Origin of the sequence: Chlamydia sp., from assembly GCF_017472245.1 — a bacterium.
Classification (GTDB): Bacteria; Chlamydiota; Chlamydiia; order Chlamydiales; family Chlamydiaceae; genus Chlamydia.
Genome location: NZ_JAFUQR010000008.1, coordinates 233254 through 258906, shown reverse-complemented (window position 1 = coordinate 258906; position 25653 = coordinate 233254). Strand labels below are relative to the sequence as shown.

Below are 25653 nucleotides of genomic sequence, written 5' to 3'. Positions count from 1 at the left end.
CCTTCTTTACTAACCAATGGAATGCCCTTCAACAAAAGTCACGATAGCCTTCTTAAAAGCGGCTGTTCTTCCTTTTCTACGTCCTCGAAATATTCTCGTGGGCTGAGGCTTAACACAAACAATATTTACCTTTTTAACCTTCACCCCTTTAGTAGAATAAACTGCTTCTATAGCTTCAGCGATCATAGGCTTAGTAGCATCTCCAGCAACAATAAACGTATATTTAGGATGTTTGCAGAAACTGCCTTTTTTCTTGCCGTCTCCACCACCGAGGCTTAATCCTTCCAGCATTTTCGCCTTCTCGGTCACATAATGTCTTTTGACAACATCATAAGGATCTTTCATATCTTAGCTTCCCCTTTAATCTTTTGTTGTAGAGACAAGATTCTCGACAAGTAATTCTAAAGCCTTCTCTGAAATCACGATATTTCTAGCAGCAGCAATGTCATACCCACTGATATTCTCGCCATAGGTAAAGCCTCTTACAGCAGCGAGATTGCGTACGCTAAGTCTCAAGTTCACATTGCTCCCAACATGAGCCAAATCATCTACAAACAACACTCCGCGACACTCTACATTGCATTCTTTCAAAAATCTCAAAGCTTCTTTTGTTTTAGGCGCGTTTAAGCTGCCAACAAACACTGCATTCTCTGCAACTATCAATTTGCCTGTTTGAATTTTTTGAGCTAGAAGCAGCCGAATAGCAGCTCTTCTCTCTTTTTTGTTGATACGAATATGTTGATCGAATTTTGGCTTAGGACCAAAAACAATTCCTCCCCCTCGGAATTGGGGAGCTGCCAAACAACCTTGTCGAGCATTCCCCGTACCTTTTTGTCTGAAAGGCTTTTTGGTAGAATGACTGACTTCCGAACGCCCTCTTGTACAAGCGCTCCACTGTCGTTTATTTGCTTGAATAGCCACTAAATAATCCTTCACAGACTGCTCTTTCCCTTCAGTAAAGAAGGCGTCAGGCAACTCAAACTTCCCAGATTCTTTTCCAGAAAAATCAAATTTTGACAATAAAACCATTCGGACCTCTACCCTTCTACTCCGCAAGAACGCTTCACAACAACAACAGATCCTTTAAAACCTGGAATCGCTCCTTTGACGAGCATCACTTTTTTATCTAAGTCAACTTTCACGACTTCTAAATTCTTAACTGTGACTCGATCACATCCCATATGACTAGGTCGCTTACTCCCAGGGAAACAACGGCCAGGAGTGGATCTCATCCCAATGGATCCCGCATGACGATGGAATCCAGAACCATGGCTCTTAGGCCCCCCTCGAAAACCAAACTTTTTCATTACCCCTTGGAAGCCTTTACCTTTAGAAATTCCACAAATGTCAACACTAGACACTTCGTTGAAAATTTCTAAACCAAATTCATCGCCCAAAGAAACCGACTGAACAGCTTCTTCAGAGACGACGACTTCTTTTAAAATACGATAAGCACGTCCCCCAGATTTTTTGAAATGTCCGAGTAATGCTTTAGAAAAACGCTTTCCAATGGTTTTTTCTGGAGCCTTCAATTCATCAGCCCCCATTTGAATAGCATTATAGCCATCTGAAGATGCGGTTTTCAGCTGGGCGACAACGTTTGGCTCTACGCTAATTACCGAACACGCAACAAGATTTCCATTCTTATCGAAGACATGCATCATGCCTTCCTTTTTTCCTATTAGGCTAAGCTGAGACCGCATACTTAATTACCTTATCACACAACTTGACAACGCTTAATAGACCGCCCTTTGTGCCTAATTACACTAAACGGCCATGCCCTCCACCTCATAAAAGCGACTTCTAAACAAAGAAAACGCGACTCTTTAAAGCAAACAAAGGCGGCGAATGGGCAATGGTATATAACCCGCGACATCCACACAAGAGATTTTTCTTGACGTTAAGAAATCCCACACCAAAAAATCGCAAAAACAAAGCCTGAAAAATCGTTCTAGATTTCACTAGTGGAGCTTCCTTGGAAGAAAACTTAAAACGCCTATCCAAGAAAATTAAAAGAACAGATTATCAAAGGGGGATGATTTTTACAATAAGAAAAGCGAAACATCTTTTAGATAAAAAAGGCTGTTTCTTTTTTAGAAACAGCCCCACTCTTAAAAATGTCAAAAAATCTTTTATACCTTGGAACAAAAAGCGCATAAACCGATAACAGCGGATGTTAACGTACATCCAGCAGCCACAATAGCACGAACACCTTGTGTAATTGGCAACGGAACCAACTTGAAAACATCGGCAACACATTCTAAGAATTTTTCTATCATAGTCAGAATTGCATACTTGATACGGGTTAAAGACTTGGCTTTTTCTTTTGCAATTTTTCCCTGGTTTTGACCATCAACTTCTCCTAAAAGCTCCTGACCATTTTCATGAGCTAAACGCTCACAACGCGCCTGACAATCCGCTCTTTCTGCACTAATACTGAGTCCTGCCCCTAAAACCGTTGCAGCATGGTTTGCTGCCATGATATAGCCAACAGATTGCCCCAGCCCATCTTTTGCCCCAGAAGAAAGAAATGGCTTCGCCAGAAGCTTGTTGACCAACAACGCTGGCCGAATCATTCCGAAAGTAGTCAAGTATGTGACACTTCCAACAAAGCCACAAGCCGCTGCTGCAGCTCTTCGTTTGTGAGAAACACAACCATCTTCCGAATCCTCGTCTTCCCCTCTCTTCGCTGCTCTTATATGAGAGAAGACAGATTTCGCGTTTTGAACTGCTCCAGGTAAGGATCCGTTAAAAATATTTCCCAAAGCAATTACAGTTCGCGCATCCCCAAATCCTTTTGCAAACTTAGTAGCGGAGATAAATGAGTCGGCCTCAGCACCTACTGTTTGCTCCAAAACACTTGCCGTAAACTCAGAAGCGGCCTTTGCAGTTTTCGCTATTTTATCCACTCCTTTCGTGCTGTTCACAATCCTTGCCAGTTTATTACCTGGATGTGTAAAAAAAGCCTTTACGGCCTCCCTTGCACCAAATCCTAAACGCCCACATACAGAAGCCATATTTCACCTACCTGCTTCAATGTTTATACACAACCTAGGGGAACATTGTATCACTTCTGCTACTTAAATCGAAAAAAGAAAACTTCCTACTCCTCCCTTAAATAGGCTCCTCGACTCGAAAACCAAAACATTTTTTTAATTTGCGAACGAACGATTTAGATAAAATGGGAAATCAACCGAGATTGCCCATTAAAAAAATCTTTTGCACTCATAGAGCCCTTCCCTTCGGGTTGCACTACGAGTAGTCTTAAAGCTCCTTGACAACAAGCAACTACTAAATCTTCTCCAGAATTCTGAAGCACTTGCCCAGGAGCACCATAATCACCTGAAAGGAATGCCATCCGAGCAGAAAGAATCCCTAGACGCCGTATCTTCCCATCTTTGGAGGAAAAGCGCGTCCACGCCCCTGGGGAAGGAGAGACTCCACGAATATGTGCGTACACTTGAGACGCAGAAGCACTCCAATTCACCAACCCATCCTCCTTAGTCAACTTAGGAGCTAAGGAAGCCATCTCATTATTTTGGGGAATATGATGAATAGTTCCCGCTTCTATTTCTTGTAAAGTTTTTAACAAAAGTTGCCCACCAGAAGCGGCAAGAACTTCAGAAAGCTCACCTGCAGTCATGTCCTCTCCAATAAGGACATGGTTGATATTTGCGATATCTCCGGTATCCATGCCGGCATCCATGCGGATCACTGTATTTCCAGAAAGAGTTCCACCATCCATAATGCAGCGCTGAATAGGCGCAGCCCCTCGATATGCTGGTAACAATCCAGCATGAAGATTATAACACCCATATTTAGGGATATCGAGAAGCTCCTGCTTTAAAATTACCCCATACGCAACAACGACAAAAACATCCGCCTGCCATTCTCGTAGCTGAGTAAGGAAATCAGGATCTGTTGTTTTGATAGGTTGAAGCAAAGGGATATTTTTAGATAAAGCTAACTGCTTTACAGGCGAGCTGATTAATCTAGACGAACGTTTCTGTGGTTTGTCTACTCGTGTAACAACACCAACAACGAGGATATGCGCATCCAACAGCGTTTCTAAAACAGTAGCCGCAAATTGAGGAGTCCCCAGATAAACGACTCTAAGATTCAACGAATGCTCCTTCTTTTTTCTCTATTGACTCTTCGAAAGGCACCTCACAATCTGTACCCCTCTCTATACCTCGCTTACTTGGCTGTCGACAGAATTCAACAAAGTGACGCACTTCGGAGAATTCTCCAAAATCCTCTAACACGCTTTCTAAAGAATCTTGGAAAGACTCCTCTGAACGAAAAACTCGTTTAAAGGTTTTAATTAATGCTAAGCGAGTTTCAAAAGGCACACAACGCCGCTGTAATCCAACTTTGTTAATTCCCCCCAAAGCATATGGATTCCCCGTTCCTATGGTAAAGGGCGGAATATCGCGGCGAACAGCACTCATAGCCCCCACCATTGCATAAGAACCTATGCGAACAAACTGATGAACTCCCACCATGCTGCCTATAGTCACGCAATCACCAACTTGTACGTGCCCAGCCAACTGTACGTGCGTGCTAAACACCACATTATTCCCCACAGAACAATTATGCGCGATATGTGCCCAGGGCATAATTAAGCAATTATTCCCTACAGAAACCTTAGTTCCCTCAAACGTAGAGGAAGTGATCATAGCAAATTCGCGGATTTCACAATGCTCTCCAATTTCAACAAAGGTTTTCTCCCCTTTGAATTTGAGATCTTGTGGTTTATTCCCAATCATTGCAGAAGGCCAAACTATTGTCCCTCGGCCGATTGTTGTGAACCCATCGATATATGCGTAGGACTTGACCACTACATCATCACAAAGCGTCACATTCTTTTTTACAATAGCATAGGGTTCTATCGTTACATTGTTTCCAATCCGCGCCCCATCTTCCACAATTGCTGTAGGATGAATGTTGGTCATACGCTTCCTCTTTATATAGACTCTTTTTTAACAAGAACAAAGCTAAGCTCTCCTTCAGCTGCGACCTGAGAGTCTACAAAAGCTTGCGCCACAGCTTTCCCTCCTTTAGCGGAGATCAAAGAAAAATCTGCTTTCAAAGTCAACACATCCCCAGGTTTAACAGGCTGACGAAATTTTGCTTTCTGAATACCCAAGAATAGTGCGATCTTCTTATCTCGATCATTCTCTAATATCATCCCCAACAACACTCCGGCAGCTTGGGCTAAAGCTTCTAATATTAGTACTCCAGGCATGATAGGAGCCCCCGGGAAATGCCCTGCAAAGAAAGGCTCGTTAATGGTTACATTTTTTTGAGCTACTATCGAACGAGCATCTAAATCGTAAGAAAGGATCTTATCCACCAGCAAAAAAGGATAACGATGCGGAAGTAAATCTTGTATCTCTCGTATTCCTAAAACAGGTTTTTTACTCATTTTGTTAACTCCTATTCATGCTGCAATGCCTCTAAAATTTTGTTTCCTAATGCAACATTGGAAGAATGGCCTGATCCCACGGCAACAATATGTGCTACAAAAGGTTTGGCAACTAGTGACAAATCTCCTATCAAATCTAGTATCTTATGACGGACAGGCTCATCTGAAAAACGTAACTTGCCCAAGCTTACAACACTATCATCCTTAAACAATACCGCATTGCCTAAACAACCTCCTCCAATCAACCCTTTCTCCATAAGAAAGCAGAGTTCGCTGTATAAAGCAAATGTTCTACAAGGTGCAATCTCTTTACGGAAAGACTCTTCTGAAATAACCAACGAGCGATATTGCGTACCTATCGCAGAGTTATGCGAATAATGAAGGGTATAAGAAATTTTAAACTCTTCCGAAGGAAACGCAGCCAAAATCGTATCCTGCGTCTGGTAATAGACAGGACGAGCTAGCTTCGCTATGCGCACCATCTGCTCTTGCTCTTCGATCCCAGCCCGATCTATAAGATCTATAAACACTTGAGCACTGCCATCGCCTATTGGGATCTCGTCTTCACTGCAATGAATTCGCACATTATCTACGCCGAACGCATACAGTGCCGCCAATAAGTGCTCGACTGTAGACACCACATCACCACACAAAGACAAAGTGGTACTACGCCCCGTCCCACAAACATTAGCTAATTGGGCAGGAATGCATTGCCCAGAAGTCGTATGACGCAAAAAAACCACGCCAGTATTTTCCTCCGCTGGCTCTAGAGTAAGCATCGCCGCTTTTCCAAAATGCACTCCCACCCCAGAATAGCATACTCTACGCTTCAACGTTCTCTGAGCTCGACCCACCATGCAAAACCCTGACAAAGAGACCCCGTATATTATCCTTTTTTTTTTTAGCAAGCAAGCGATATCAAAAAATTACTGCTTCGTTTTAAAACACTTGCTACCTTATACCCTTTTCTTTTCCTTTTTTCTGAAAAAATAGAGCATCATTCCTAACATCGAATTCCATGCCACTAATAATAATGGCATGTCTCCTAACTTTGCATATACAGTATTGTATCGGTAAAGAGGGAGCTTAACCTGAAGTACTCCCGGACAAATAGGGCAATCTTTCGATTCCCAAGGCAGAACTCCCACCGTTCTTCCTAAAGAATCTACGGCTGCAGATACTCCGGTATGACAAGCACGAATACAAGGCATTCCTAATTCTTGATTACGCAATACGCCATGATAAAAATGGACCAAAGGAAGCCTTGAACGAGGATACCATCCATCATTGGTAAGATTGACTAAAACATGCGCTTTTTGCTTTTTGTATGGACGAATTGCATATCCAAATGTCTCTTCATAACAAATAGAAATCCCTGCTTTTACCCAATCCGTTACATTTACGACTCTAGAATTCTCCCCTGGTAAACGTTGAAAAGGAAGAACAAACTTAGGGAAAAATTTTTTACATAGACTCAAACCAAAATTGCCTCCCGGAATGTATTCACCCCCAGGCACAAGAATTCTTTTATCGTAGCTAGCTACTTCTCCTAGAGAAGATAAACACCCCGCAGCATTGTACCAATGCATAATTCCGTTCTTATCTTCCCATCTCTCCATGCCCATAATAATAGCACATTGAAATCGTTCCGATAACACACGCATCCAATCAAGATTAGTAAAAAACGTATTCAGAACCCCTTTACAAGCTAAGCTTTCTAAAACTTGTCGGTTTTCATGAAGAGAGTATACAGGTCTATGCAACCCAAAAGGGACTGTCACCTCAGGGAAAACAATCACATCAACAGGTTCCTGAATCATTTTACATAAGGAGACCAGACTGCTCCAAATCATATTTGCAGATCTTCCTGTATGCATATGAGGACTGTAGCCAGGCTGTACGATTGCCACTCGAAGAAATTCAGACTCTGAAAAATGCTTTTTCACATATTCATAATACATCCCTCCCAATAAATAAGGGAAAGCGCACAACATAAACCAGAGACTATATAGAGAATATCTTCGAGATAAAATCGCTACACAACATCCTAAATTTGCAGCAATGACTAAGAAGCTTTGCCCTGCCCAGCCAAAAAAGCTTCCAAACTGTCTTCCATAAGCTGTTGCGGTCAAAGGCCAGCCAATAAAATCAAAAGAAACCCCTGAAAACAATCCATAATAGCGAACAGCCTCTAAACCAACCCAAATTCCTGGTAGCAAAAAAAGAGCTCTCCAGTCTTGTTTACGAAGACAAAACAAAACAAGACAAGAAAAGGAGGCAAAAACAACTGAAAGATAAGAAACCAATATCCCCCAAACAAAATAGATCCCTGCCCCTACATAAAGATCTTCAAGCATCCAAGAGAAATGAAACCCTACAATACTCCAAGTCCAAAAAAAAGCTATCCACCAAACTTTCTTCCAAGAAAAAACATCGATCAAAGAAAGCAGTCCATACCAAAGCAGCCCATACCCACATATACAACTGATAACAGAGGATAGAACACTAATATCGGGCTGAGCAAAACAAACCAGCCCCCAAGAAAGGCAAATAGACAATAAATTTTTTAACACTAAAAGGGACTCCCTTATCACTTTATGTTAAAGACAGAAAAAAAAAAAGAACCCCTTTAACTATCTACTGAAGCCTCAACCGAAAAGCTCGCCGCTGGTCAGCTTCCTCAAAACGTCGAATTTCTTCCTGACTTTCAGGAATTAACTCAGGAACTTCTACAGGAGAATTGTTTTCATCTACTGCAACAAAAGTAAAATATGCCGAAGTGATATGCCGTTGTTCCTGCTTATAAATATTCTCTGCCCAGACTTTCACACCAACTTCCAAAGAAGTTCTCCAAGACCGGTTCACAGAAGCACAACAAATAAGATTCTCTCCCATATAAGCAGGAGCATAAAAACGCATAGCGTCTACAAATGCAGTTACACAAATACTTTCACAATGACGTTCGGCAACAACCAAAGCTAACCGATCTAACAGACTCATTAATAGTCCACCGAAGATAGTATTATTCGTGTTTAAATCGTTAGGGAATATTTTGTAGATATGATCGTTTATGCAACTAGCAGAAACTTTTTTCTTTTTATCTTTGATATCCTTCCTCACACCATCCTTCTAAGAATCCGTTAGTTGTTATCATGACTAGGCTTGAATTACGGACCTCCACCCCAGTCTCTTTCGTAGCGGATAGTAATCTTGATACCGAAGAAAATCAAGCAATTCCTTGAAAGATTATAATCCTAAAAAAGGGTTATTAGCCTGAGCGAATCCAGTGCCTTTTTTACGAGTCTTAATCTCACTGCGAATAGAAAAAAGTAAATCTTGATCAAAGTCCATTTTGGAAGCCCATAACAAATATTCTAAAGGAATATCTGTAAACAAACGCCCTTTATATTTGCCTAGTGGCATATATTTCATTTTAATTGGCTTAGATAAAATGTGCGTGATCTGGGACAATGTGCGAAACCGTTTCGTCAAATGTTTAAACACTTTAACATTCATTTCAACGTCCTTCATGGCTCGATGATTCCCGTGATGAGGAACATTAAAATGTCTCGCCAAAGCTTCTAAAGAATTATTAGGGCTATCTCCATATTCCTTTGCCAGACGTAAAGTATCTATAACATAATGCTGCTTTGGCAGAAAGGTTTTGCCTAAACGTTCACTTTCTTGAGAAAGGACCTGCAAATCAAATCCTACATGATGTCCAACAATGAGATCTCTTTCTTTAAAAAACCCTTTGATTTTAAAAAATACCTCACTAAATTTTGGTTTATCCTTTAACATTGCATCAGAAATTTTATGAATCTTTTGCGATTCTGCTGAAACAGCTCGCTCTGGATGGATAAGAAATTCTACTGAATCGATAATGGTATCGAATGTAAACCGAATGGCAGCGAACTCAATAACACGGTCTTTTTTTACATCTAATCCTGTTGTTTCACAATCTAAACACACGAACTCAGCATCTTTCAATAGTACCACGCGCTAATCTTTCTCCATAAAAAAGCTCAAATCACAATCTTCTGCGACTTCTATAATTACTTCCCTTTGCGCAACCGTAAGAAAGCGCATACGCACACAAAAACTTTTACGAAATTGCGGAAGGAGATTCACTGCTTCAGGCCATTCGATGCAGATAAGATCCTCTTCTTCCGCATCTTGAAAAAGACTTTCTACACTTTTGACATGCATCATTTCAAGACGGTACAAATCATAATGGCAGACTTTTTGCCTGTTCGACTCGTAAACATGAAGTAAAGCAAAAGAGGGGCTTGCCACCTGACTGGCAGCAGCCTCCCCTAAAAACCCTTGAACAATTCCTCTAACAAACTCCGTTTTTCCTGAGCCATAGTCTCCTGATAGCAGAACAACCATTCCAGGAGCCAGGTGCCTCCCGAACGTGGCAGCCAAATCTATAGTTTCTTCATAAGAATTAGTTACTCTTCTGTATCTACCCATTGGCTAATGTACTCATGAAACGCTGTGTCATCTGCAAGGCTTTCGACAAACTCAGCGATCTTTTCCTCCTCTAAAGCATCCTGCAATAGAGTCAAAAATGAGCTTTCTAATTGGAATTTATTCTGATTTTGCACCTCTTCAAGAGTCATAGGACGCAAATATGAAGTTTTAAAATCTTCCAAGAGAGCTGGCAAACTATGGAATAACTTTCCTGTTATAGCGGAAGCATACACAGTCTTGATGATGGGGTCTTTTGGAGGAACTATATACGCTCTAATCACCTCAGGATCATCGGATACCAAAAATCGTTTTACGGCAACCCCGCTCTGACGTTCTCTATTCTGAGGGCAGGAAGAGAGCCAATCATAAATCGCATCTTGAGGATTTGCATAGACATTATCAGCAAAAACTTTCCCCGTAAATGGACAAATATAAATACGCTTTGTCTGTTCATTTACCTCGGGTTTACCAGAAGAAATTTGAATCTCAGTTTCTCTCCAGATTTTTTTACTTGCCTCTAGAAGCTTGATGGCATCTTCTACGCTTTTAAAAATTATTTTATCTCGAACAAAAACAACCGGACTTAAATGCAAAGACTGCTCTAAATAAAACAAGTACGTTGCTAACAATTCTGGGGATTTTTGTTTTTTCAAAAACTGGAGAAGTTTTTGTTTGATACTTCCAGAAATATTCATACTTATCCTTACTTTTTTCAGCTGCTAAATAACATACCGATTCTTCTTTTCACCCAGCTTTCCTTCCAAAGAAGAAAAGTCTTCCACCCATATCCTTGTTCTCTACCTACTCTCACTTCCTTGCAAAAATATTTTTACAAAAAGCAAAACAGGCCTAACCTCCCCAAACTCTAAAGGTAGGGGCATCCTGAATCGACTACATGCTACCACGATTTTTTGTTAGGCACAAGCTCATTACGTTTTCAATAAGACTTTAAATTCAAACAAAAAGCTGTCTCAGTACAAAAAAATCATATTGCTTAGCCTCTTTTGTATCAAAGATCAAAAATTTCCTGCTCCTTATATCTTATCTTCCTAATTTGTAAAAAGTACTTAAAAGACATTCTTACAAGTTTTGCATGAATTTTTGCTTGAGCTTCGTCTTTTATTAAAAAAGCTTTCCTTCTATACTGCCCTTCACGCAGCTATGGCGGAACCGGTAGACGCGCTAGATTCAGGTTCTAGTGAGCTTTGGCTCATGGAAGTTCAAGTCTTCTTAGCTGCAATTTTCTTTTCGCTAAACGCCTTGAATAAAGGTATCTTTCTTGACTTTTGCGCGAAGATTATGGCTAACTGGCTTTCAGAATTTCTGGCAAAAGGAACTGCTCGAAGTTCTAAAAGACTGCTGCAACCTCGTAGCAAAAAATTACACAAGTTTTTAAATTAGGAACGAGTTTTATGGTCCAAATTGTATCTCAAGATAATTTCTCTGATAGCATTGCTTCTGGGCTAGTCCTTGTTGACTTTTTTGCTGAATGGTGCGGCCCTTGCAAAATGCTTACACCTGTACTAGAAGCTGTAGCGACAGAACTCCCTAGCGTAACCGTTTTGAAATTGGACATTGATGCCTCTCCTCGTCCTGCAGAACAATATGGGGTCTCTTCTATTCCAACTTTAATTTTGTTCAAAGACGGGAGAGAAGTTGAGCGTAGTGTTGGTCTAAAAGACAAAGACTCTTTAATCAGACTAATCTCTGAGCATCAATAAAGAATTATTTCTATAAAAGGCCGAGAAGTATCGGCCTTAAAATTCTTTCAAAAGAAATTCTTGATAATTTTGCCGAATAACTTCATACATCACAATCCCCGCAGAAGTAGCCAAATTTAAAGACCGCGTCCCTTTAATCATAGGAATGAATAAACACTGAGACGGATTAGCATCCAAGATCTCTTGTGGTAAACCTTTTGATTCAGCCCCAAAAATATAAGTCCCATCTAGAGGTAACTCCCTCTCTCCATAATAAGAGGAGGCCTTTGTGGTTAAATAAAAAATTTTTTCTTTGGACTCGCCCTGAACAGCTTCTTCTAAAGAATCGACCACGGATAAAGAAAGCTCTCTCCAGTAATCCATACCGGCTCTTTTTACAAACTTATCCGCTAAAGAAAACCCTAGGGGTCGAACCAGTATCAGTTCAGCCCCTAAAGCTACACACGTCCTACCAATATTCCCTGTGTTCTGAGGAATATCTGGATTATGAAGAACTATGCGCATAAAAATTCCCAGTGATTACTCCGTAACCGACGCGTTATCATCATTTGCCTCAACTAACTTCACTTCAAAAATGAGTAAAGAATTTGGAGGTAATTGTCCCGCGGTACCATAAGCTAAATCAGGGTGAATGTACAGAACCCTAACCTCTCCTTCCTTCATCCCTTGCATTCCTTGGGAAAATCCTGGAATTACTTTTGTTAAAGGTAATAAGATGGGTTCTTTGTTTTTCTCCGAAGTATCAAAAACTTGTCCATTGATAAAGCTTCCTGTGTAATGAAGCAGAGCAGTTGGTTTCCCTGAAAGAACTTTTCCTGTCCCTTCTTTTACGATGCGGTATTGTAGTTTGCTGGGTTCAATTTCAACAACACCCGCTTTATTTTTATTTTCTTTTAGAAACTTTTCCGCAGAAGCTAAGTTCTCTGAACATTTTTTCTCAAAACTTACCTTCTGTACTTCTGCCATCTGTGTTTCATATTCAGAATCTGTGAGGGGAGCACTCTTCCCTTCAATCTCGGCTTGTATTCCCCGAACAACTCCAGCAAGATCTAACGTAAAATCTTCCGTACGCTTGAGTTGACGAGCCAATAAATGTCCAAAAGTCATAGATAATTTTTGATTATCTGTTAGTACAGAGTCTTCTGCCATACTTTTCTCCGTCTCAGATGTTTGCGCTCCGCCTCCATTATCACATCCTACGATAGGCAAAGCAATAGCAAACATAAGCATCCAACTTAATATATTCTTCATTCGCTCCTTCCTTAGTTGCACCCGACTTTTACAGACGCGCTTTTTGAAAATCATTTTCTCAAATGAAGGACTTACACCCTCTCTTAGCGTAAAAAAAGTTCTCTTCGCTCAACTTTTAAAGTAAAAACGATATCACAGTTTCAGCCCTAGCTCCTTTAATTGGATCGGTAAAATTTCCGAAGGTGCTGATATCATTAAATCCCCAGCTTTCTGCGTTTTTGGGAAAGCAATAACTTCTCGAATCGTTTCAGCTCCGGAAAGAACCATCATAATACGATCCAACCCTAATGCAATCCCTAAATGCGGAGGTGTCCCAAAACTTAATGCATCGATAAAAAATCCGAACTTCTTTTTCACACTTTCTTGAGACAACTTTAATAAAGCAAATATTTTATTTTGCAAATCTGGATTATGTATACGTTGAGAGCCTGAAGCAATTTCATATCCGTTCAATACTAGATCGTAGCTAGATGAACGAACAGACAAAGGATCCGTATCCAACAGAGGAATATCTTCTTCTAAAGGAGCTGTGAAAGGATGATGCTCAGGACAAAGCTCTCCTTCTTCCTTCGCAAAAAGAGGAAAGTCTGTAATCCACACAAAATTATGTTGTCTCTCATTATAAAGATGACGGTCTTTTGCAATTAATCTTCGTAAATGATCTAAAGACTGGTTTGCAACAGATTCTGGAGCTGCTATCAACAACAGAATATCGTGCTCTTTAGCCTCAAAAGCCTCAAACATTTCTTGAAAAACCTCTTCTGAAGCAAATTTCGCAACGTTGGAAGAAATTCCTCCATCTTGTTTCTTAACCCATACCAATCCCATGGCGCCATAACGCTTCACAAAATCCGTATAGATATCCAATTGTTTTCTTGACATATCTGCTCCACCAGGAACGCAAAATCCTTTAACAGTTCCTCCTTGAGCTAATTGATCCAAGAAAATGGAAAAAGAAAATTTCTGAGCATACTCACAACAGTTTTTAAGACGTAAACCAAAACGTAAGTCTGGTTTATCGGTTCCATAAAAATCTTTAGCATCCTGATATGTCATTCTAGGGAAAGGTGTCGCTAATTCAATGCCTTTAACTGCAAACAACCGCACAACGAGATCTTCTACTATGGGGAAAAGATCTTCAGGCCCCCCAAAGCTCATTTCCATATCTATTTGCGCAAACTCTGGCTGACGATCGGCGCGTAAATCTTCATCACGGAAACAAGTGGCTATTTGGAAATAACGGTCCAATCCTCCGACCATCAAAATTTGTTTAAACAGCTGGGGAGACTGTGGAAGTGCATAAAAATTCCCTGGATAAATCCGCGAAGGAACTAAATAATCCCTAGCTCCTTCTGGAGTAGATTTACCCAAAATTGGAGTCACAACTTCTGTAAATCCTTGCTCATCCAAATATTGTCGACAAGCCAGCATAATTTTATGTCGACACATCAATCTATCTAGAATATCTCCACGACGCATATCCAAATAGCGATAAGTCAGTCTCAACTCCTCATTCACGTGAATATGCTCGTCAGAAATCGAAAAAGGAAGATTTTGTGCCCGAGATAAAACTTCTAGACGAGACACTTCTACCTCGATACATCCTGTAGCTAAATTAGGATTTTCCATTCCCTCCAATCGAGAACAAACAACTCCCTCTACACAGAGCACCCACTCAGATCGCACTTGATCCATAACCTGATGAAGTTCTGGATTCTCTTCTTGTCGACACACGATCTGTATAATTCCAAATCGATCCCGTAAATCGATAAAAACCACTCCCCCGTGATTACGATAACGATGCACCCATCCAGACAAGCGAACATGTTCCCCTACATGATCAAGGGATAACTCATTACATTTATGTGTTCTGTACTTCATAAACTAACCTTTGTTCTACATCTTGTTGAGCTCCTGAGAAGCTTTGATGCAAAACCATATCCTTAACTATAAACCGTTTTGTCGACAACTCCTGATCTCCAATAAGACAAACAAAACCTATTTGTTGATCGGAAGCATCTCTCAATGCTAACTTAGGCTTCTTATGAGCCCAATCTACCTCTGTCGCTACACCTAAAAGACGCAAGTGTTTCGCCCAGTCAAAACAAAATCGATCCGCGCGCTCATCCATAGGGATTAATCTCAACCGCTTTGCAGAAAGGGGCAAAGAGCCTCCTTGCTCCAACAATGTTTGAATTACTCTTTCTAGTCCAACTCCAAAACCAAAAGCTGGCATAGCAGGGCCTCCAGATTGGGCAACTAACTCATCATAGCGGCCGCCACCACCTAATGCATAAGAGTGCTTACCAAGAACATTTACAGCTTCAAATACTAAATCTGTGTAATAATCCAACCCCCGAACGAGACGTGGATTAATTGTATGAGGAATACCTAAAGCTTTTAATTCTGATAACACAATATCAAAATAGGCTAGATCCTCATCATCCACGTACTCTAAAATAGAAGGAGCTTTTTCAATAAGCTCTTGATCTTCCGGCTCCTTAGAATCTAAAATCCGCAACAAGTTCGTTTGATATCTTTCTCTGCTCAATGCTGATAAGGTATCTAGATCATTACGGAAAAATTCTCGTAAAGCCTCATCATAACGAGCTCGTGTCTTTTGTCCTCCTAAAAAATTTAATTGGATCTGCATATGCTTCAGCCCAATAGCTGCATAAAAATCCCATAGTAAAGACAATACTTCAACATCGCGAAAAGGATGCCTTACTCCAATTGCCTCCAAACCAAACTGATGGTGCTGGCGATAGCGCCCAGACTGCTGCCGCTCATAGCGAAACATGGGCAAAATATAATAGATTTTATTATCTCCACGAATGTCAGAAGAATGGTCCAGCAAAGCACGGACGACAGCTGCTGTTCCCTCAGGGCGCAGAGTCAGAGAGCGCCCTTTTTTGTCCAAAAAAGTGTACACCTCTTTTTTAACAATGTCACTATACTCTCCAACTTTCAAAAAAGTTTCTGTTTTCTCAAAAACAGGAGTTCGAATCTCATCAAACCCGTATAAATTACATATGCGATGGGCTGCGTCCTCAACCGTTTTCCATAGAAAGGAATTTCTCCAAAGATTTTTTGGATTGGTTACATAAGGAAAGATATCAAAAACGCCTTTTGGCAACGCATTACTCATTTTGTATAACCGAATTATTCTCCTACAAAAGAAATTTTTTTTGAGAATCTATTAGCATTTCTTTCAAATTTATTTCTTTACACAAAGAACGAGATCATCATGTTACACCAAAAGAGTTTTCAGGACCACTCGAAAACCCACTCCTTCCCTTCTTATAAAAAAGCAAACAGGTTGTCTTCTAAAACTCTTTGAGCTAAATGAAAAAAAATAAGGAGTATTGACGACATTGCTGTAATCGTCCAATATGATGCCCGGGCTGGTCTAGCCTAGATTGATGGCAAAAAAAACGAGGTCTTAGAAGCTGGTACTTCCGTCTCAGCGCGCGTTCGTATTTTTCTTAAGCTTCTAAAACAAACACATTTGAATCGAGCTAATACTTATGAGTCTATGGACCAAAATTTTTCAGCCTCCTCGCCACGTTAAAGAAATCAGTGACCCGGAGTTGGTTAAAAAGCAATACAAATACTGGAGAGTGCGCATCTTTTACAGCATGTTCTTCGGTTACGTATTCTTTTATTTTACTAGAAAAAGTTTTACCTTTGCTATGCCAACCCTGATAGCTGATCTAGGGTTTGACAAGGCTCAGCTGGGCATTATTGGTAGTACACTTTACATTACTTACGGCATTAGCAAGTTTGTCAGTGGCGTGATGTCGGACCAGTCCAACCCTCGTTATTTTATGGCTGTTGGATTGATTATAACGGGGATTTCTAACATTTTCTTTGGGCTGTCATCTACAGTCCCCTTGTTTGTTTTATTCTGGGGAATTAATGGGTGGTTCCAGGGATGGGGATGGCCTCCTTGCGCTCGTTTACTAACCCACTGGTATTCTAAATCAGAAAGAGGAACTTGGTGGAGCGTCTGGAGCACCTCCCACAATATAGGGGGAGCCCTCATTCCCATTCTAACAGGGATTGCTATCGATTATGCAGGATGGCGAGGAGCCATGTTTATCCCAGGAATCATCTGTATTATTATGGGATTTGTGTTGATCGATCGTTTACGGGATACCCCTCAATCTCTTGGGCTCCCTGCGATAGAAAAATTTAGAAAAGATGAGAAAACCCCTCCACATGAAGAAACTACTGCAGAAATTTTAGAAGAAGAGGCAGAAAGAGAGCTTTCCACCAGAGAAATCCTTTTTACCTATGTGCTGTCTAATAAATGGCTATGGTTCCTATCATTTGCTTCATTCTTCATCTATGTGGTCCGTATGGCAGTAAATGATTGGAGCGCTCTTTACTTGATAGAGACAAAAAGCTATTCCACCGTGAAAGCAAATCTTTGCGTATCTCTGTTTGAAATTGGTGGATTATTTGGTATGCTGTTGGCCGGATGGCTGTCTGATACCATTTCTAAAGGGAAACGCGGGCCCATGAACGTTGTTTTCTCGTTAGGACTTTTGCTCTCTATTTTAGGATTATGGGGAACTCACGATCATTTTGTATGGTGGGTTGATGGAACTTTCTTGTTTATCATTGGGTTCTTCCTTTTCGGGCCTCAAATGATGATCGGACTGGCAGCTGCAGAATTATCACATAAGAAAGCTGCTGGAACAGCCAGTGGCTTCACTGGATGGTTCGCCTATTTCGGAGCAGCTTTTGCAGGGTATCCTCTGGGGAAAGTCGCTCAAGATTGGGGATGGCATGGATTCTTTGTTGCTCTCTTAGCTTGTGCTTTGATTGCATTGTTGTTCTTCTTGCCGACATGGAATGCATCCGAACAAAGTTTGAGAAAACATCACCGTTAAGTGAAGAATTGTTTTGACCTGGATACCTTTACATTGTCACTCTCAGTACTCCATTCTGGATGCAACATGCTCAATTAAAAAGTTTGTTGCTAAAGCAGTGGAATACCAAATTCCCGCGCTCGCTCTTACAGACCACGGGAATTTGTTTGGTGCAGTTGATTTCTACAAAACCTGTAAGCAACATGGAATTAAACCTATCATTGGGTGTGAGTTGTATGTTGCACCAGGTTCCCGGTTCGATAAAAAAAAAGAGCGCAAGAGTCGCGTAGCAAACCACCTTATCCTTCTTTGTAAGAATGAAGAAGGTTATCGCAACCTCTGTCGTCTCTCCTCTCTTGCTTATACTGAAGGGTTTTACTATTTCCCTCGTATAGATAGAGAATTGTTAAGTCAATACGCGAAAGGGTTAATCTGTTTATCTGCTTGTTTATCTGGGTCAGTAGCTCAAGCTGCTTTAGAATCTGAAGAAGCTTTAGAGAAAGACTTGTTGTGGTATCAGGATCTCTTTCAAGAAGATTTTTTCAGCGAAGTGCAACTTCATCAATCTTCAGAAGCAAAAATCGCGCTTTTTGAAGAGGAGTGGCTAAAACAAAACTATTATCAATTTGTTGAAAAACAATTAAAAGTTAAAGAAGCCGTTTTAGCTGTTTCTAAGCGTCTTGGTATTCGCCCTGTTGCTACTAATGATATCCATTATTTAAATCCCGATGATTGGCTTGCCCACGAAATTTTATTAAATGTTCAGTCCAGAGAGCCTGTTCGAACAGCAAAACAGAATACTTATGTCCCTAATCCCAAAAGAAAGACCTACCCTAGTAGAGAATTTTATTTTAAATCTCCGCAAGAGATGTCTGCACTATTTGCAGATCACCCAGAAACTATCTCTAATACTCTTATTGTCGCTGAGCACTGCAATTTAGAACTTGATTTCACCACTAAACATTATCCCATTTACGTCCCAGAAGATTTACAAAAAAAAGGATCTTATTCTGAAGAAGAGCGTTATAAGGCATCATCAGCTTTCTTAGAAAAGCTTTGCGAAGAAGGTTTAAAGACTAAATATACTCCTGAAGTTCTATCTCATATCGCAAAAAAATTCCCTGACAAGGATCCCCTCTCTGTTGTAAAGGAACGACTCCATTTAGAATCAACGATTATCATATCTAAAGGAATGTGCGATTATTTGCTCATCGTTTGGGATATTATTAATTGGGCGAAAGATCATGGAATTCCTGTTGGCCCAGGAAGAGGCTCCGGAGCCGGGTCTGTCATGCTTTTTCTCCTGGGAATTACGGAAATTGAACCCATTCGCTTTGATCTCTTCTTTGAGCGTTTCATTAACCCAGAGCGTATATCTTACCCAGATATTGATATCGACATCTGTATGGTCGGAAGAGAACAGGTAATCAATTATGCCATAGAACGTCATGGGAAAGATAATGTAGCCCAGATCATCACATTTGGTACAATGAAAGCCAAAATGGCTATTAAGGACGTCGGTAGGACTCTGGATACTCCCCTATCTAAGGTAAACTTCATAGCTAAGCGAATCCCAGAACTTAATGCCACCATTTCTTCTTCTTTAGAAACTGATCCTGAATTAAGGCAACTATATGTAGATGACACTGAAGCTGCAGAAGTTATTGACATGGCCAAAAAACTAGAAGGCTCCATTCGCAATACCGGAGTACACGCAGCAGGAGTAATTATTTGCGGAGATCCTTTAACGAATCATATTCCCATTTGCGTTCCTAAAGATTCTTCGATGATCTCCACCCAATATTCCATGAAGCCTGTTGAAAGCGTTGGAATGCTCAAAGTGGATTTTTTAGGCCTAAAAACTTTAACCGGCATTCACATTGCAACCCAAGCTATCCACAAAAAAACAGGAATTTTACTACAAGCTTCAACCCTCCCTCTAGATGATCGAAATACCTTTTCCTTACTTCATCAAGGAAAAACTATGGGGATCTTCCAAATGGAGTCTCGAGGGATGCAAGACCTAGCTAAAAATTTACGCCCCGATGCTTTTGAAGAAATTATCGCTATTGGAGCACTTTATCGCCCTGGACCGATGGATATGATTCCATCATTCATTAGTAGAAAACACGGGAAAGAAAATATTGAATATGACCACCCTTTGATGGAGCCAATCCTGAAAGAAACTTTTGGGATCATGGTTTATCAAGAACAAGTCATGCAAATCGCAGGTTCGTTGGCACGATACTCTTTGGGGGAAGGGGATGTTTTACGTCGAGCCATGGGGAAAAAAGACCACGAACAAATGATTAAGGAGCGAGAAAAGTTTTGCTCACGAGCAGCTGCTAACGGTATCGATCCTACTGTAGCTACAACAATTTTTGACAAAATGGAGAAATTCGCCTCCTATGGATTTAACAAATCTCATGCTGCAGCCTATGGACTCATAACCTACACAACTGCCTATCTTAAAGCAAATTACCCTAAAGAATGGCTTGCTGCTCTTCTTACTTGCGATTACGATGATATTGTAAAGGTTGGAAAACTAATTCAAGAAGCGCACAGCATGAACATTCCTGTGTTGCCTCCAGATATTAACGAATCCGGCCAAGATTTTGAAGCCACGCAAGACGGTATCCGATTTTCTTTAGGAGCCATTAAAGGCGTGGGAATGAGCATCGTTGATAGCATCGTTGAAGAACGAGAAAGAAATGGTCTTTATAAGAGCTTACAAGATTTCGTTCGACGAGCAGATTTTAAGAAAGTATCTAAAAAACAGTTAGAAAACCTAGCTGACGCAGGAAGCTTTGATCGTTTCGAACCCAACAAAGACTTAGCTATAGCTATTCTGAATAATCTTTATGATACCTTCTCTAAAGAGAAAAAAGAAGCAGCAACAGGAGTACTGACCTTCTTCTCTCTCGATAGTATGGCTAAAGATCCTGTAGAGACAACAATCTCTCCTGAAAATATTATTTGCCGTTCTCCTAAAGAATTACTAAAACGAGAAAAAGAGCTACTTGGAGTCTATTTAACAGCTCATCCTATGGATACAATTAGACACATGCTGCCATTGTTATCTGTAGTTCAAGCAAGGGATTTTGAAGGGCTTCCTCATGGAGCTGTTGTTCGCACGATCTTTTTAATTGATAAAGTCACAACAAAAATTTCCGCCGGAGAACAGAAAAAATTCGCACTCTTGCAAGTTAGTGATGAGATAGATTCTTACGAACTTCCTATCTGGTCCGATATGTATGCGGAGCACCAAGACTTACTAGAAGAAGATCGTCTTATCTATGCTATTCTAACAATAGATCGACGCGGCGATTCTCTCCGCCTTTCCTGTCGATGGATGAGGGATTTATCCACTGTCAACGATGCTGTAATAGCAGAGTGTGATGAAGTTTATGATAGACTCAAAAGTCAAAAAATATACTCTTCAGCAAAAAAATTAGCCGGAGGTCAATCACAGACAATGGTAAAAAAAGTAGAAACGAAAGAGCTCCCTACAGTAACTATTTCTTTAGACCTAAATAAGCTCCGCCACAGTCACCTGTTTATTCTAAAAGGACTCATACGTAAATACTCCGGATCTCGTTCCCTCTCTTTGGTCTTCACAAAAGATAATCACCGTTTCGCTTCGATCTCCCCGGATACAGACTTTTTCGTAGCAGAAGACATCTCTTCTCTTCTCCAGGAAATCGCAGCAACAGATATCCCTGCTCGAGTCTTGGCAACTTAGGCATAACAAGTAAGAAGAAGTGTAAACACTTCTCAATAAACTCAGTACGTCAAATATTGACACGCTTAAAAAAATTCTTTACTATCTTGGAGAAATTATTCTTTTCGGTACCAAGCACACAAAAAAATGAAAAACTTTCTCCTTACTATAAGTCTGATCTTATGTACTGCTTCTTCCCGTTTTGCTCAAGGATCTGGTGTTCATTCTGTCCTTCCAGAGAAGGCTCATTTAAAACATTCTTCAGAAGTCATTCCACACTCAAAGCACCACTTATGTGGAAAATCTCGCAGACATCTGAAATTGTGTTCTCAAGAATTGATATCGTCATCCCTTCCCTCTAATACTCTTACACGCTATGTTCTCTCAGATTCACAAGATTCTCTAGATGCATCCAAACCCTTGGCCTCAGTCTACATATTGAATCATCCCTTGATACAACACAAAGTCTCTCTTCTTCGAAATAAACATACTAAATCTAAAATATTTCGAGAGTGTCTGAAAGAAATTTCCTTAGGGATTTGCTATGAAGCAACTCGAGATCTCCCCCTTGAAAATATTGCTATTGAAACACCGTTAATTGAATCTAAATGCCCTCATCTCACAGGCCCTAAAGTTGTTGTTGTACCTGTGTTGCGTGCAGGTCTGGGGATGGTTGATGGATTCCTCTCACTTGTCCCTACAGCTAAAGTGGGACATATTGGTATGAGCCGCGATCATGTCACATTCCAGCCTACCCCTTACTGCTGTAAACTTCCTAAAGATATTACAAAATGCCGCGTATTTATCGTTGATCCTATGTTGGCTACTGGAGGATCTGCATCTGCAACCATTCAATTGGTAAAAGAGCATGGAGCTAAAAACATTACCTTAATCAACGTTTTAGCTGTTCCAGAAGGTATTGAGCGAATTCAAAAAGATCATCCAGATGTAACTATTTACGTAGCAGCTCTTGATGAAAAATTAAATGAGCTCGCCTATATTCTTCCCGGATTAGGTGATGCCGGTGATCGTTTCTGTGGAACAGAACATTCTTCTTAATCTGCCGAAAAATTTTAATAGAAAGAGGGCGGAAGATGTCCTCCCTCTTCTTGAAAGGAAATGGAAAAAAGAAAGGCTAAGTAAGGGGAGATGTCGATAGAAAAAGAAGCACTATTTGCGATGGGAAGGGATAAACTCGAAAGGTTTTCCTGTGATAGCATTGATATATTCAACACGAACACTGCTATCTGAAGCTGCGATAGATACTTTATAGACAGGAACGTGAATATTTTCGGAACTTAAAATAAAGAAATTGTCTCCAAATATCATCTCTACCAAATTTTGAATACGATCCTCTGGATACACAACGGAACACACTGTAGCTCCTTTAGGTTTAGCTAACCAAACAGGAGAAGAGTGAAAGACCGTCATACATCCTTTGATAGGCTGAGGTTGTTGAAAGTGGCTATAAATTAGATTGTCATGGCTAAATATTAATTTCTTCTTCTGACACGCGCGAATCACTCTATCAGCACGAACATTCCGCATAGATAATGCTTGAGAGAGAACTTCTTTCGATGCAGATCCTCCCATACCAGCTAATACCTGCATCAGTTGTACATCTTGTTTCCCAGCTTTTAACATCAAACACTCTCTAAACCCTTTGGAGTAAGCCCAAGATCCGGTATTCAATACCATCTCTCCATTCGACAAACTCCACAGCAAAGCCCCTTCGTGACTTCCTATACGTTTGTCTTCCTCTCCCGCAACTCGAACTCGCAAGAGAATATGCGGCACAAATAACAATTCTGCGGAAGCCTTGTCTTTTGCAAACATTGCCAATACCTGTTCTTCAGATACTCGTCGTTCGAATACACATAGACGTTCGTTCCCGGAAATTTTACGTACCAACTGAGAGCTTTTCTCAAATAGCTCGATCCCATAATCTACAGCGAATTGTTTGATACTATGTGAATAAGGAATCTTTTCCCAAAAGACAACAGAACTAAAAATCGCTGCAATAAAAACAATTTTCTTCATAAACAAACCTTTTTGTTTATTTTAATAAATAAAAACAGCGATGCCAAATAATTTTTTTGTTTTTTCTAAAACAAAAGCTATAAGAGATTTGACAAATTCTCTTTTCCTTTTTTATGATGACGCTTTGTTGCCGTTATCTATTCGCCTAGCTATGAAAGTCATTCTAAAAGCACTTTGCTTGTTTTTTCTATTGCCATGCGGTTGCCATGCACGAGTGCCTTCTTTTGAACCATTCCTCGGCATTATGGCCCCAAAAAAATATACTCCAAAACACTCTCCGGAGCTATATTTCGAGACAGGGAATAACTATTTCAAGGATAAGAAATTTAAACAAGCTCTCCTTTGTTTCGGGATGATAACCCATCATTTTCCGGAGCATGCTCTGCTTCCTAAGGCGCAATTTCTTACAGGGCTTTGTTATTTTGAGCTGGGACACCCTGATTTAGCAGATAAAGCATTAACACGATATCAAGAGCTCGCTGGTACAGAGTACTCCGAACAGTTGTTCGCTGTTAAGTACTCTATCGCACAAAGCTTCGCTAACGGGAAGCGTAAAAATGTAGTCCCCCTCGAAGGTTTTCCTAAACTACTCAACGCAGAGGCTGATGCTCTCAGAATTTTTGATGAAATTGTTACGGCGTCTTCGGATACAGCACTCAAAGCATCTGCGCTCTACGCAAAGGGAGCCCTTTTGCTTAATCGAAAGGAATATGGCGAGGCGATTAAAACTTTAAAAAAGGTCTCTTTGCAGTTTCCCTCCCACCCCCTCTCTCCGGAGGCATTCACTCTCATTGCAAAGATCTATTGTTTGCAAGCTTTACAGGAACCTTACAATGAGCAATACCTTCAAGACGCTCGGGTGAATGCTGCGTCTTTACGCAAACAACATCCCAATCATCCAAGTAACACGGAAGTTATGCATTATATTCACCAGATGAGCGAAGCTTATGCTTCATGCTTATATTCCACAGGACGCTTCTACGAAAAAAAACGAAAAGCCTCCTCCGCAAAGATCTATTATTCAATGGCCTTGGAAAACTTTCCTGAAACCTCTTATGTCTCCAAATGTACTAAGCGCTTGGAGAGACTCTCTAAACAAATCAGTTAAGCGAATAGAAAAAATATTTTATGCTTAGAGTCTCGTGGTTAACTAGTCTTATTTTCTGTACGTTTGTTTTGTCATCGTGCGGTTACACTTTGCTCTCTCCTTGTAACACAAAAAAAATTGCCATATCTGAGGGTATTTATGTATGTCCCATAGCCGAGGACTCTTTAGGAGATATTGTTTCCGCTCTTTCTTATGAATTAGAAAAACGGTCTCTTCCAACACGATCACAAGAATCAGCTGCAGGTTATTTACTTAAGGTCTTTCTTTTCAATGAGACAGACGAAAATATAGGATTTACCTACACTCCTAAGAAACCTAGAGAAAAAACAGCAAAACATTTCATTGTCTCGAACGAGGGGCGTTTAGCTTTGTCTGCAAAAGTACAACTTATCAATAAACGCTCTCAAGAGGTTATTGTAGAAAAGTGCCTAAAAGAAACTGTAACTTTTGATTTTCAGCCTGACTTAGGTATAGCAAATGCTCATCAGTTCGCTCTTGGGCAATTTGAGATGCACAATGAAGCGAAGAAAAGCGCTTCTCGTATATTATGCTCGCAATTAGCAGCAAATATCGTACAACAGGTATATTATGACCTCTTCTAAAGAAGAACAAGTTTTCCCCGCAGCATTAGATGAACTCTACAATATGCTCGATTTTGTAAAGCAAGCAGGTATACAATGTAATTGTCCGCAAGAAAAACTATTGAAATTAGAATTAGCTTGCGAAGAGCTGCTGATAAACATTATTACCCACGCTTACAAAGCTCTTCCTTCTCCAGGCTGGATCCGCATCCTTTGCACAGAAACCTCAGAAGCTCTTTTTGTTCGCATCACAGACCACGGCCCAGCTTTCAATCCCATCACAGCTTCTCCTGATATTATGCGTTTAGATCTCCCAATTGAACAAAGAAGAATTGGCGGACTAGGGATATTTTTGGCCAAACGTTCTGTGGATGTCTTTGATTATGAACGCGTTAACGACATGAATGTCGTGACACTAACCTTATATACAGCCCCCAAAAACTCATAATA

General features: G+C 40.5%; 25 protein-coding genes and 1 tRNA gene. 8 read left to right on the top strand and 18 right to left on the bottom strand.

The window, feature by feature from the left end; genetic code table 11:
• Positions 1–9: 9 nt before the first annotated feature.
• From IJ490_RS04200 to IJ490_RS04140, 13 genes are all read right to left on the bottom strand, one after another.
• The gene (locus IJ490_RS04200; RefSeq protein ID WP_291894559.1) at positions 10–345 is read right to left on the bottom strand and encodes a 50S ribosomal protein L23; all 336 of its coding nucleotides are present in this window, start codon (positions 343–345) and stop codon (positions 10–12) included.
• A gap of 15 nt (positions 346–360) precedes the next feature.
• Positions 361–1029, bottom strand: a complete 669-nt coding sequence (gene rplD, locus IJ490_RS04195; RefSeq protein ID WP_291894556.1) for a 50S ribosomal protein L4 — start codon at positions 1027–1029, stop codon at positions 361–363.
• Between the two features lie 8 nt (positions 1030–1037).
• Entirely contained in the window at positions 1038–1703 is a 666-nt protein-coding gene (rplC, locus tag IJ490_RS04190; RefSeq protein ID WP_291894553.1) for a 50S ribosomal protein L3, read from the bottom strand.
• A gap of 429 nt (positions 1704–2132) precedes the next feature.
• Entirely contained in the window at positions 2133–3017 is an 885-nt protein-coding gene (locus tag IJ490_RS04185; protein ID WP_291894550.1) for a hypothetical protein, read from the bottom strand.
• 155 nt (positions 3018–3172) lie between these two features.
• Positions 3173–4123 carry a methionyl-tRNA formyltransferase gene (gene fmt, locus IJ490_RS04180; RefSeq protein ID WP_291894546.1) on the bottom strand — a complete coding sequence of 317 codons (951 nt, stop codon included), beginning with the start codon at positions 4121–4123 and terminating at the stop codon, positions 3173–3175.
• Positions 4113–4955, bottom strand: a complete 843-nt coding sequence (gene lpxA, locus IJ490_RS04175; protein WP_291894543.1) for an acyl-ACP--UDP-N-acetylglucosamine O-acyltransferase — start codon at positions 4953–4955, stop codon at positions 4113–4115. The genes fmt and lpxA overlap by 11 nt, the downstream gene beginning before the upstream one ends.
• Before the next feature lie 11 nt (positions 4956–4966).
• A complete protein-coding gene (gene fabZ / locus IJ490_RS04170; protein ID WP_291894540.1) occupies positions 4967–5428 on the bottom strand; it encodes a 3-hydroxyacyl-ACP dehydratase FabZ in 462 nt (153 codons plus the stop codon).
• A gap of 11 nt (positions 5429–5439) precedes the next feature.
• The gene (lpxC, locus tag IJ490_RS04165; protein ID WP_291894537.1) at positions 5440–6285 is read right to left on the bottom strand and encodes a UDP-3-O-acyl-N-acetylglucosamine deacetylase; all 846 of its coding nucleotides are present in this window, start codon (positions 6283–6285) and stop codon (positions 5440–5442) included.
• 99 nt (positions 6286–6384) lie between these two features.
• Positions 6385–8001 (bottom strand): apolipoprotein N-acyltransferase, encoded by a 1617-nt coding sequence (gene lnt, locus IJ490_RS04160; RefSeq protein ID WP_291894534.1) that lies wholly within the window; start codon positions 7999–8001, stop codon positions 6385–6387.
• Between the two features lie 64 nt (positions 8002–8065).
• The gene (locus IJ490_RS04155) at positions 8066–8548 is read right to left on the bottom strand and encodes an acyl-CoA thioesterase (RefSeq protein WP_291894531.1); all 483 of its coding nucleotides are present in this window, start codon (positions 8546–8548) and stop codon (positions 8066–8068) included.
• 126 nt (positions 8549–8674) lie between these two features.
• On the bottom strand, positions 8675–9427 hold the full coding sequence (locus IJ490_RS04150; protein ID WP_291894528.1) for a DUF3820 family protein: 753 nt from the start codon (positions 9425–9427) through the stop codon (positions 8675–8677).
• Positions 9428–9430: 3 nt separating this feature from the next.
• On the bottom strand, positions 9431–9904 hold the full coding sequence (gene tsaE / locus IJ490_RS04145) for a tRNA (adenosine(37)-N6)-threonylcarbamoyltransferase complex ATPase subunit type 1 TsaE (RefSeq protein WP_291894524.1): 474 nt from the start codon (positions 9902–9904) through the stop codon (positions 9431–9433).
• On the bottom strand, positions 9883–10599 hold the full coding sequence (locus tag IJ490_RS04140; RefSeq protein ID WP_291894522.1) for a DUF2709 domain-containing protein: 717 nt from the start codon (positions 10597–10599) through the stop codon (positions 9883–9885). The genes tsaE and IJ490_RS04140 overlap by 22 nt, the downstream gene beginning before the upstream one ends.
• 460 nt (positions 10600–11059) lie before the next feature.
• Between IJ490_RS04140 and IJ490_RS04135 the strand changes: the two genes are divergently transcribed.
• Together IJ490_RS04135 and trxA are read left to right on the top strand one after the other, a co-directional pair.
• Positions 11060–11143, top strand: a tRNA-Leu gene (locus IJ490_RS04135).
• Between the two features lie 173 nt (positions 11144–11316).
• Positions 11317–11625 carry a thioredoxin gene (gene trxA, locus IJ490_RS04130; protein ID WP_291894519.1) on the top strand — a complete coding sequence of 103 codons (309 nt, stop codon included), beginning with the start codon at positions 11317–11319 and terminating at the stop codon, positions 11623–11625.
• A gap of 36 nt (positions 11626–11661) precedes the next feature.
• On the opposite strand, the gene IJ490_RS04125 is transcribed toward trxA, so the two are convergent.
• The 4 genes from IJ490_RS04125 to hisS all read right to left on the bottom strand — a co-directional run bounded on the left by IJ490_RS04125 (position 11662) and on the right by hisS (position 16024).
• A complete protein-coding gene (locus IJ490_RS04125) occupies positions 11662–12129 on the bottom strand; it encodes a tRNA (cytidine(34)-2'-O)-methyltransferase (protein ID WP_291894516.1) in 468 nt (155 codons plus the stop codon).
• Between the two features lie 15 nt (positions 12130–12144).
• The gene (locus IJ490_RS04120; RefSeq protein ID WP_291894513.1) at positions 12145–12876 is read right to left on the bottom strand and encodes an FKBP-type peptidyl-prolyl cis-trans isomerase; all 732 of its coding nucleotides are present in this window, start codon (positions 12874–12876) and stop codon (positions 12145–12147) included.
• Between the two features lie 132 nt (positions 12877–13008).
• Positions 13009–14757 (bottom strand): aspartate--tRNA ligase, encoded by a 1749-nt coding sequence (gene aspS / locus IJ490_RS04115; RefSeq protein WP_291894510.1) that lies wholly within the window; start codon positions 14755–14757, stop codon positions 13009–13011.
• Complete coding sequence (gene hisS / locus IJ490_RS04110) at positions 14738–16024, bottom strand: histidine--tRNA ligase (RefSeq protein WP_291894507.1); 1287 nt, start codon at positions 16022–16024, stop codon at positions 14738–14740. Before hisS ends, aspS begins: the two co-directional genes overlap by 20 nt.
• A 379-nt stretch (positions 16025–16403) precedes the next feature.
• On the opposite strand from hisS, the gene IJ490_RS04105 reads away from it, so the two are divergent.
• From IJ490_RS04105 to upp, 3 genes are all read left to right on the top strand, one after another.
• Positions 16404–17774: an MFS transporter gene (locus IJ490_RS04105; protein WP_291894504.1), complete on the top strand. Its 1371-nt coding sequence runs from the start codon at positions 16404–16406 to the stop codon at positions 17772–17774.
• Positions 17775–17787: 13 nt separating this feature from the next.
• The gene (gene dnaE, locus IJ490_RS04100) at positions 17788–21495 is read left to right on the top strand and encodes a DNA polymerase III subunit alpha (RefSeq protein ID WP_291894501.1); all 3708 of its coding nucleotides are present in this window, start codon (positions 17788–17790) and stop codon (positions 21493–21495) included.
• A 126-nt stretch (positions 21496–21621) separates the two neighbouring features.
• Positions 21622–22533 (top strand): uracil phosphoribosyltransferase, encoded by a 912-nt coding sequence (gene upp, locus IJ490_RS04095; protein WP_291894498.1) that lies wholly within the window; start codon positions 21622–21624, stop codon positions 22531–22533.
• 111 nt (positions 22534–22644) lie between these two features.
• Here upp and IJ490_RS04090 read toward each other — a convergent pair whose 3' ends face one another.
• Positions 22645–23514 (bottom strand): hypothetical protein, encoded by an 870-nt coding sequence (locus tag IJ490_RS04090; RefSeq protein ID WP_291894495.1) that lies wholly within the window; start codon positions 23512–23514, stop codon positions 22645–22647.
• 151 nt (positions 23515–23665) lie between these two features.
• Between IJ490_RS04090 and bamD the strand changes: the two genes are divergently transcribed.
• Genes bamD through IJ490_RS04075 form a run of 3 tightly spaced genes read left to right on the top strand, consistent with a single transcriptional unit; the run spans position 23666 to position 25651 of the window.
• The gene (bamD, locus tag IJ490_RS04085; RefSeq protein ID WP_291894724.1) at positions 23666–24622 is read left to right on the top strand and encodes an outer membrane protein assembly factor BamD; all 957 of its coding nucleotides are present in this window, start codon (positions 23666–23668) and stop codon (positions 24620–24622) included.
• A gap of 20 nt (positions 24623–24642) precedes the next feature.
• A complete protein-coding gene (locus IJ490_RS04080) occupies positions 24643–25224 on the top strand; it encodes an LPS assembly lipoprotein LptE (RefSeq protein ID WP_291894492.1) in 582 nt (193 codons plus the stop codon).
• Entirely contained in the window at positions 25211–25651 is a 441-nt protein-coding gene (locus tag IJ490_RS04075; protein ID WP_291894489.1) for an anti-sigma regulatory factor, read from the top strand. Before IJ490_RS04080 ends, IJ490_RS04075 begins: the two co-directional genes overlap by 14 nt.
• Positions 25652–25653 lie beyond the last annotated feature (2 nt).

Coding starts and splice junctions, on each gene's coding strand:
- IJ490_RS04200 (WP_291894559.1), bottom strand. CDS start 345: ATGAAAGATCCTTATGATGTTGTCAAAAGACATTATGTGACCGAGAAG.
- rplD (WP_291894556.1), bottom strand. CDS start 1,029: ATGGTTTTATTGTCAAAATTTGATTTTTCTGGAAAAGAATCTGGGAAG.
- rplC (WP_291894553.1), bottom strand. CDS start 1,703: ATGCGGTCTCAGCTTAGCCTAATAGGAAAAAAGGAAGGCATGATGCAT.
- IJ490_RS04185 (WP_291894550.1), bottom strand. CDS start 3,017: ATGGCTTCTGTATGTGGGCGTTTAGGATTTGGTGCAAGGGAGGCCGTA.
- lpxA (WP_291894543.1), bottom strand. CDS start 4,955: ATGACCAACATTCATCCTACAGCAATTGTGGAAGATGGGGCGCGGATT.
- fabZ (WP_291894540.1), bottom strand. CDS start 5,428: ATGAGTAAAAAACCTGTTTTAGGAATACGAGAGATACAAGATTTACTT.
- lpxC (WP_291894537.1), bottom strand. CDS start 6,285: ATGGTGGGTCGAGCTCAGAGAACGTTGAAGCGTAGAGTATGCTATTCT.
- tsaE (WP_291894524.1), bottom strand. CDS start 9,904: ATGGGTAGATACAGAAGAGTAACTAATTCTTATGAAGAAACTATAGAT.
- IJ490_RS04140 (WP_291894522.1), bottom strand. CDS start 10,599: ATGAATATTTCTGGAAGTATCAAACAAAAACTTCTCCAGTTTTTGAAA.
- trxA (WP_291894519.1), top strand. CDS start 11,317: ATGGTCCAAATTGTATCTCAAGATAATTTCTCTGATAGCATTGCTTCT.
- IJ490_RS04125 (WP_291894516.1), bottom strand. CDS start 12,129: ATGCGCATAGTTCTTCATAATCCAGATATTCCTCAGAACACAGGGAAT.
- IJ490_RS04120 (WP_291894513.1), bottom strand. CDS start 12,876: ATGAAGAATATATTAAGTTGGATGCTTATGTTTGCTATTGCTTTGCCT.
- aspS (WP_291894510.1), bottom strand. CDS start 14,757: ATGAAGTACAGAACACATAAATGTAATGAGTTATCCCTTGATCATGTA.
- hisS (WP_291894507.1), bottom strand. CDS start 16,024: ATGAGTAATGCGTTGCCAAAAGGCGTTTTTGATATCTTTCCTTATGTA.
- IJ490_RS04105 (WP_291894504.1), top strand. CDS start 16,404: ATGAGTCTATGGACCAAAATTTTTCAGCCTCCTCGCCACGTTAAAGAA.
- upp (WP_291894498.1), top strand. CDS start 21,622: ATGAAAAACTTTCTCCTTACTATAAGTCTGATCTTATGTACTGCTTCT.
- IJ490_RS04090 (WP_291894495.1), bottom strand. CDS start 23,514: ATGAAGAAAATTGTTTTTATTGCAGCGATTTTTAGTTCTGTTGTCTTT.
- bamD (WP_291894724.1), top strand. CDS start 23,666: ATGAAAGTCATTCTAAAAGCACTTTGCTTGTTTTTTCTATTGCCATGC.
- IJ490_RS04080 (WP_291894492.1), top strand. CDS start 24,643: ATGCTTAGAGTCTCGTGGTTAACTAGTCTTATTTTCTGTACGTTTGTT.
- IJ490_RS04075 (WP_291894489.1), top strand. CDS start 25,211: ATGACCTCTTCTAAAGAAGAACAAGTTTTCCCCGCAGCATTAGATGAA.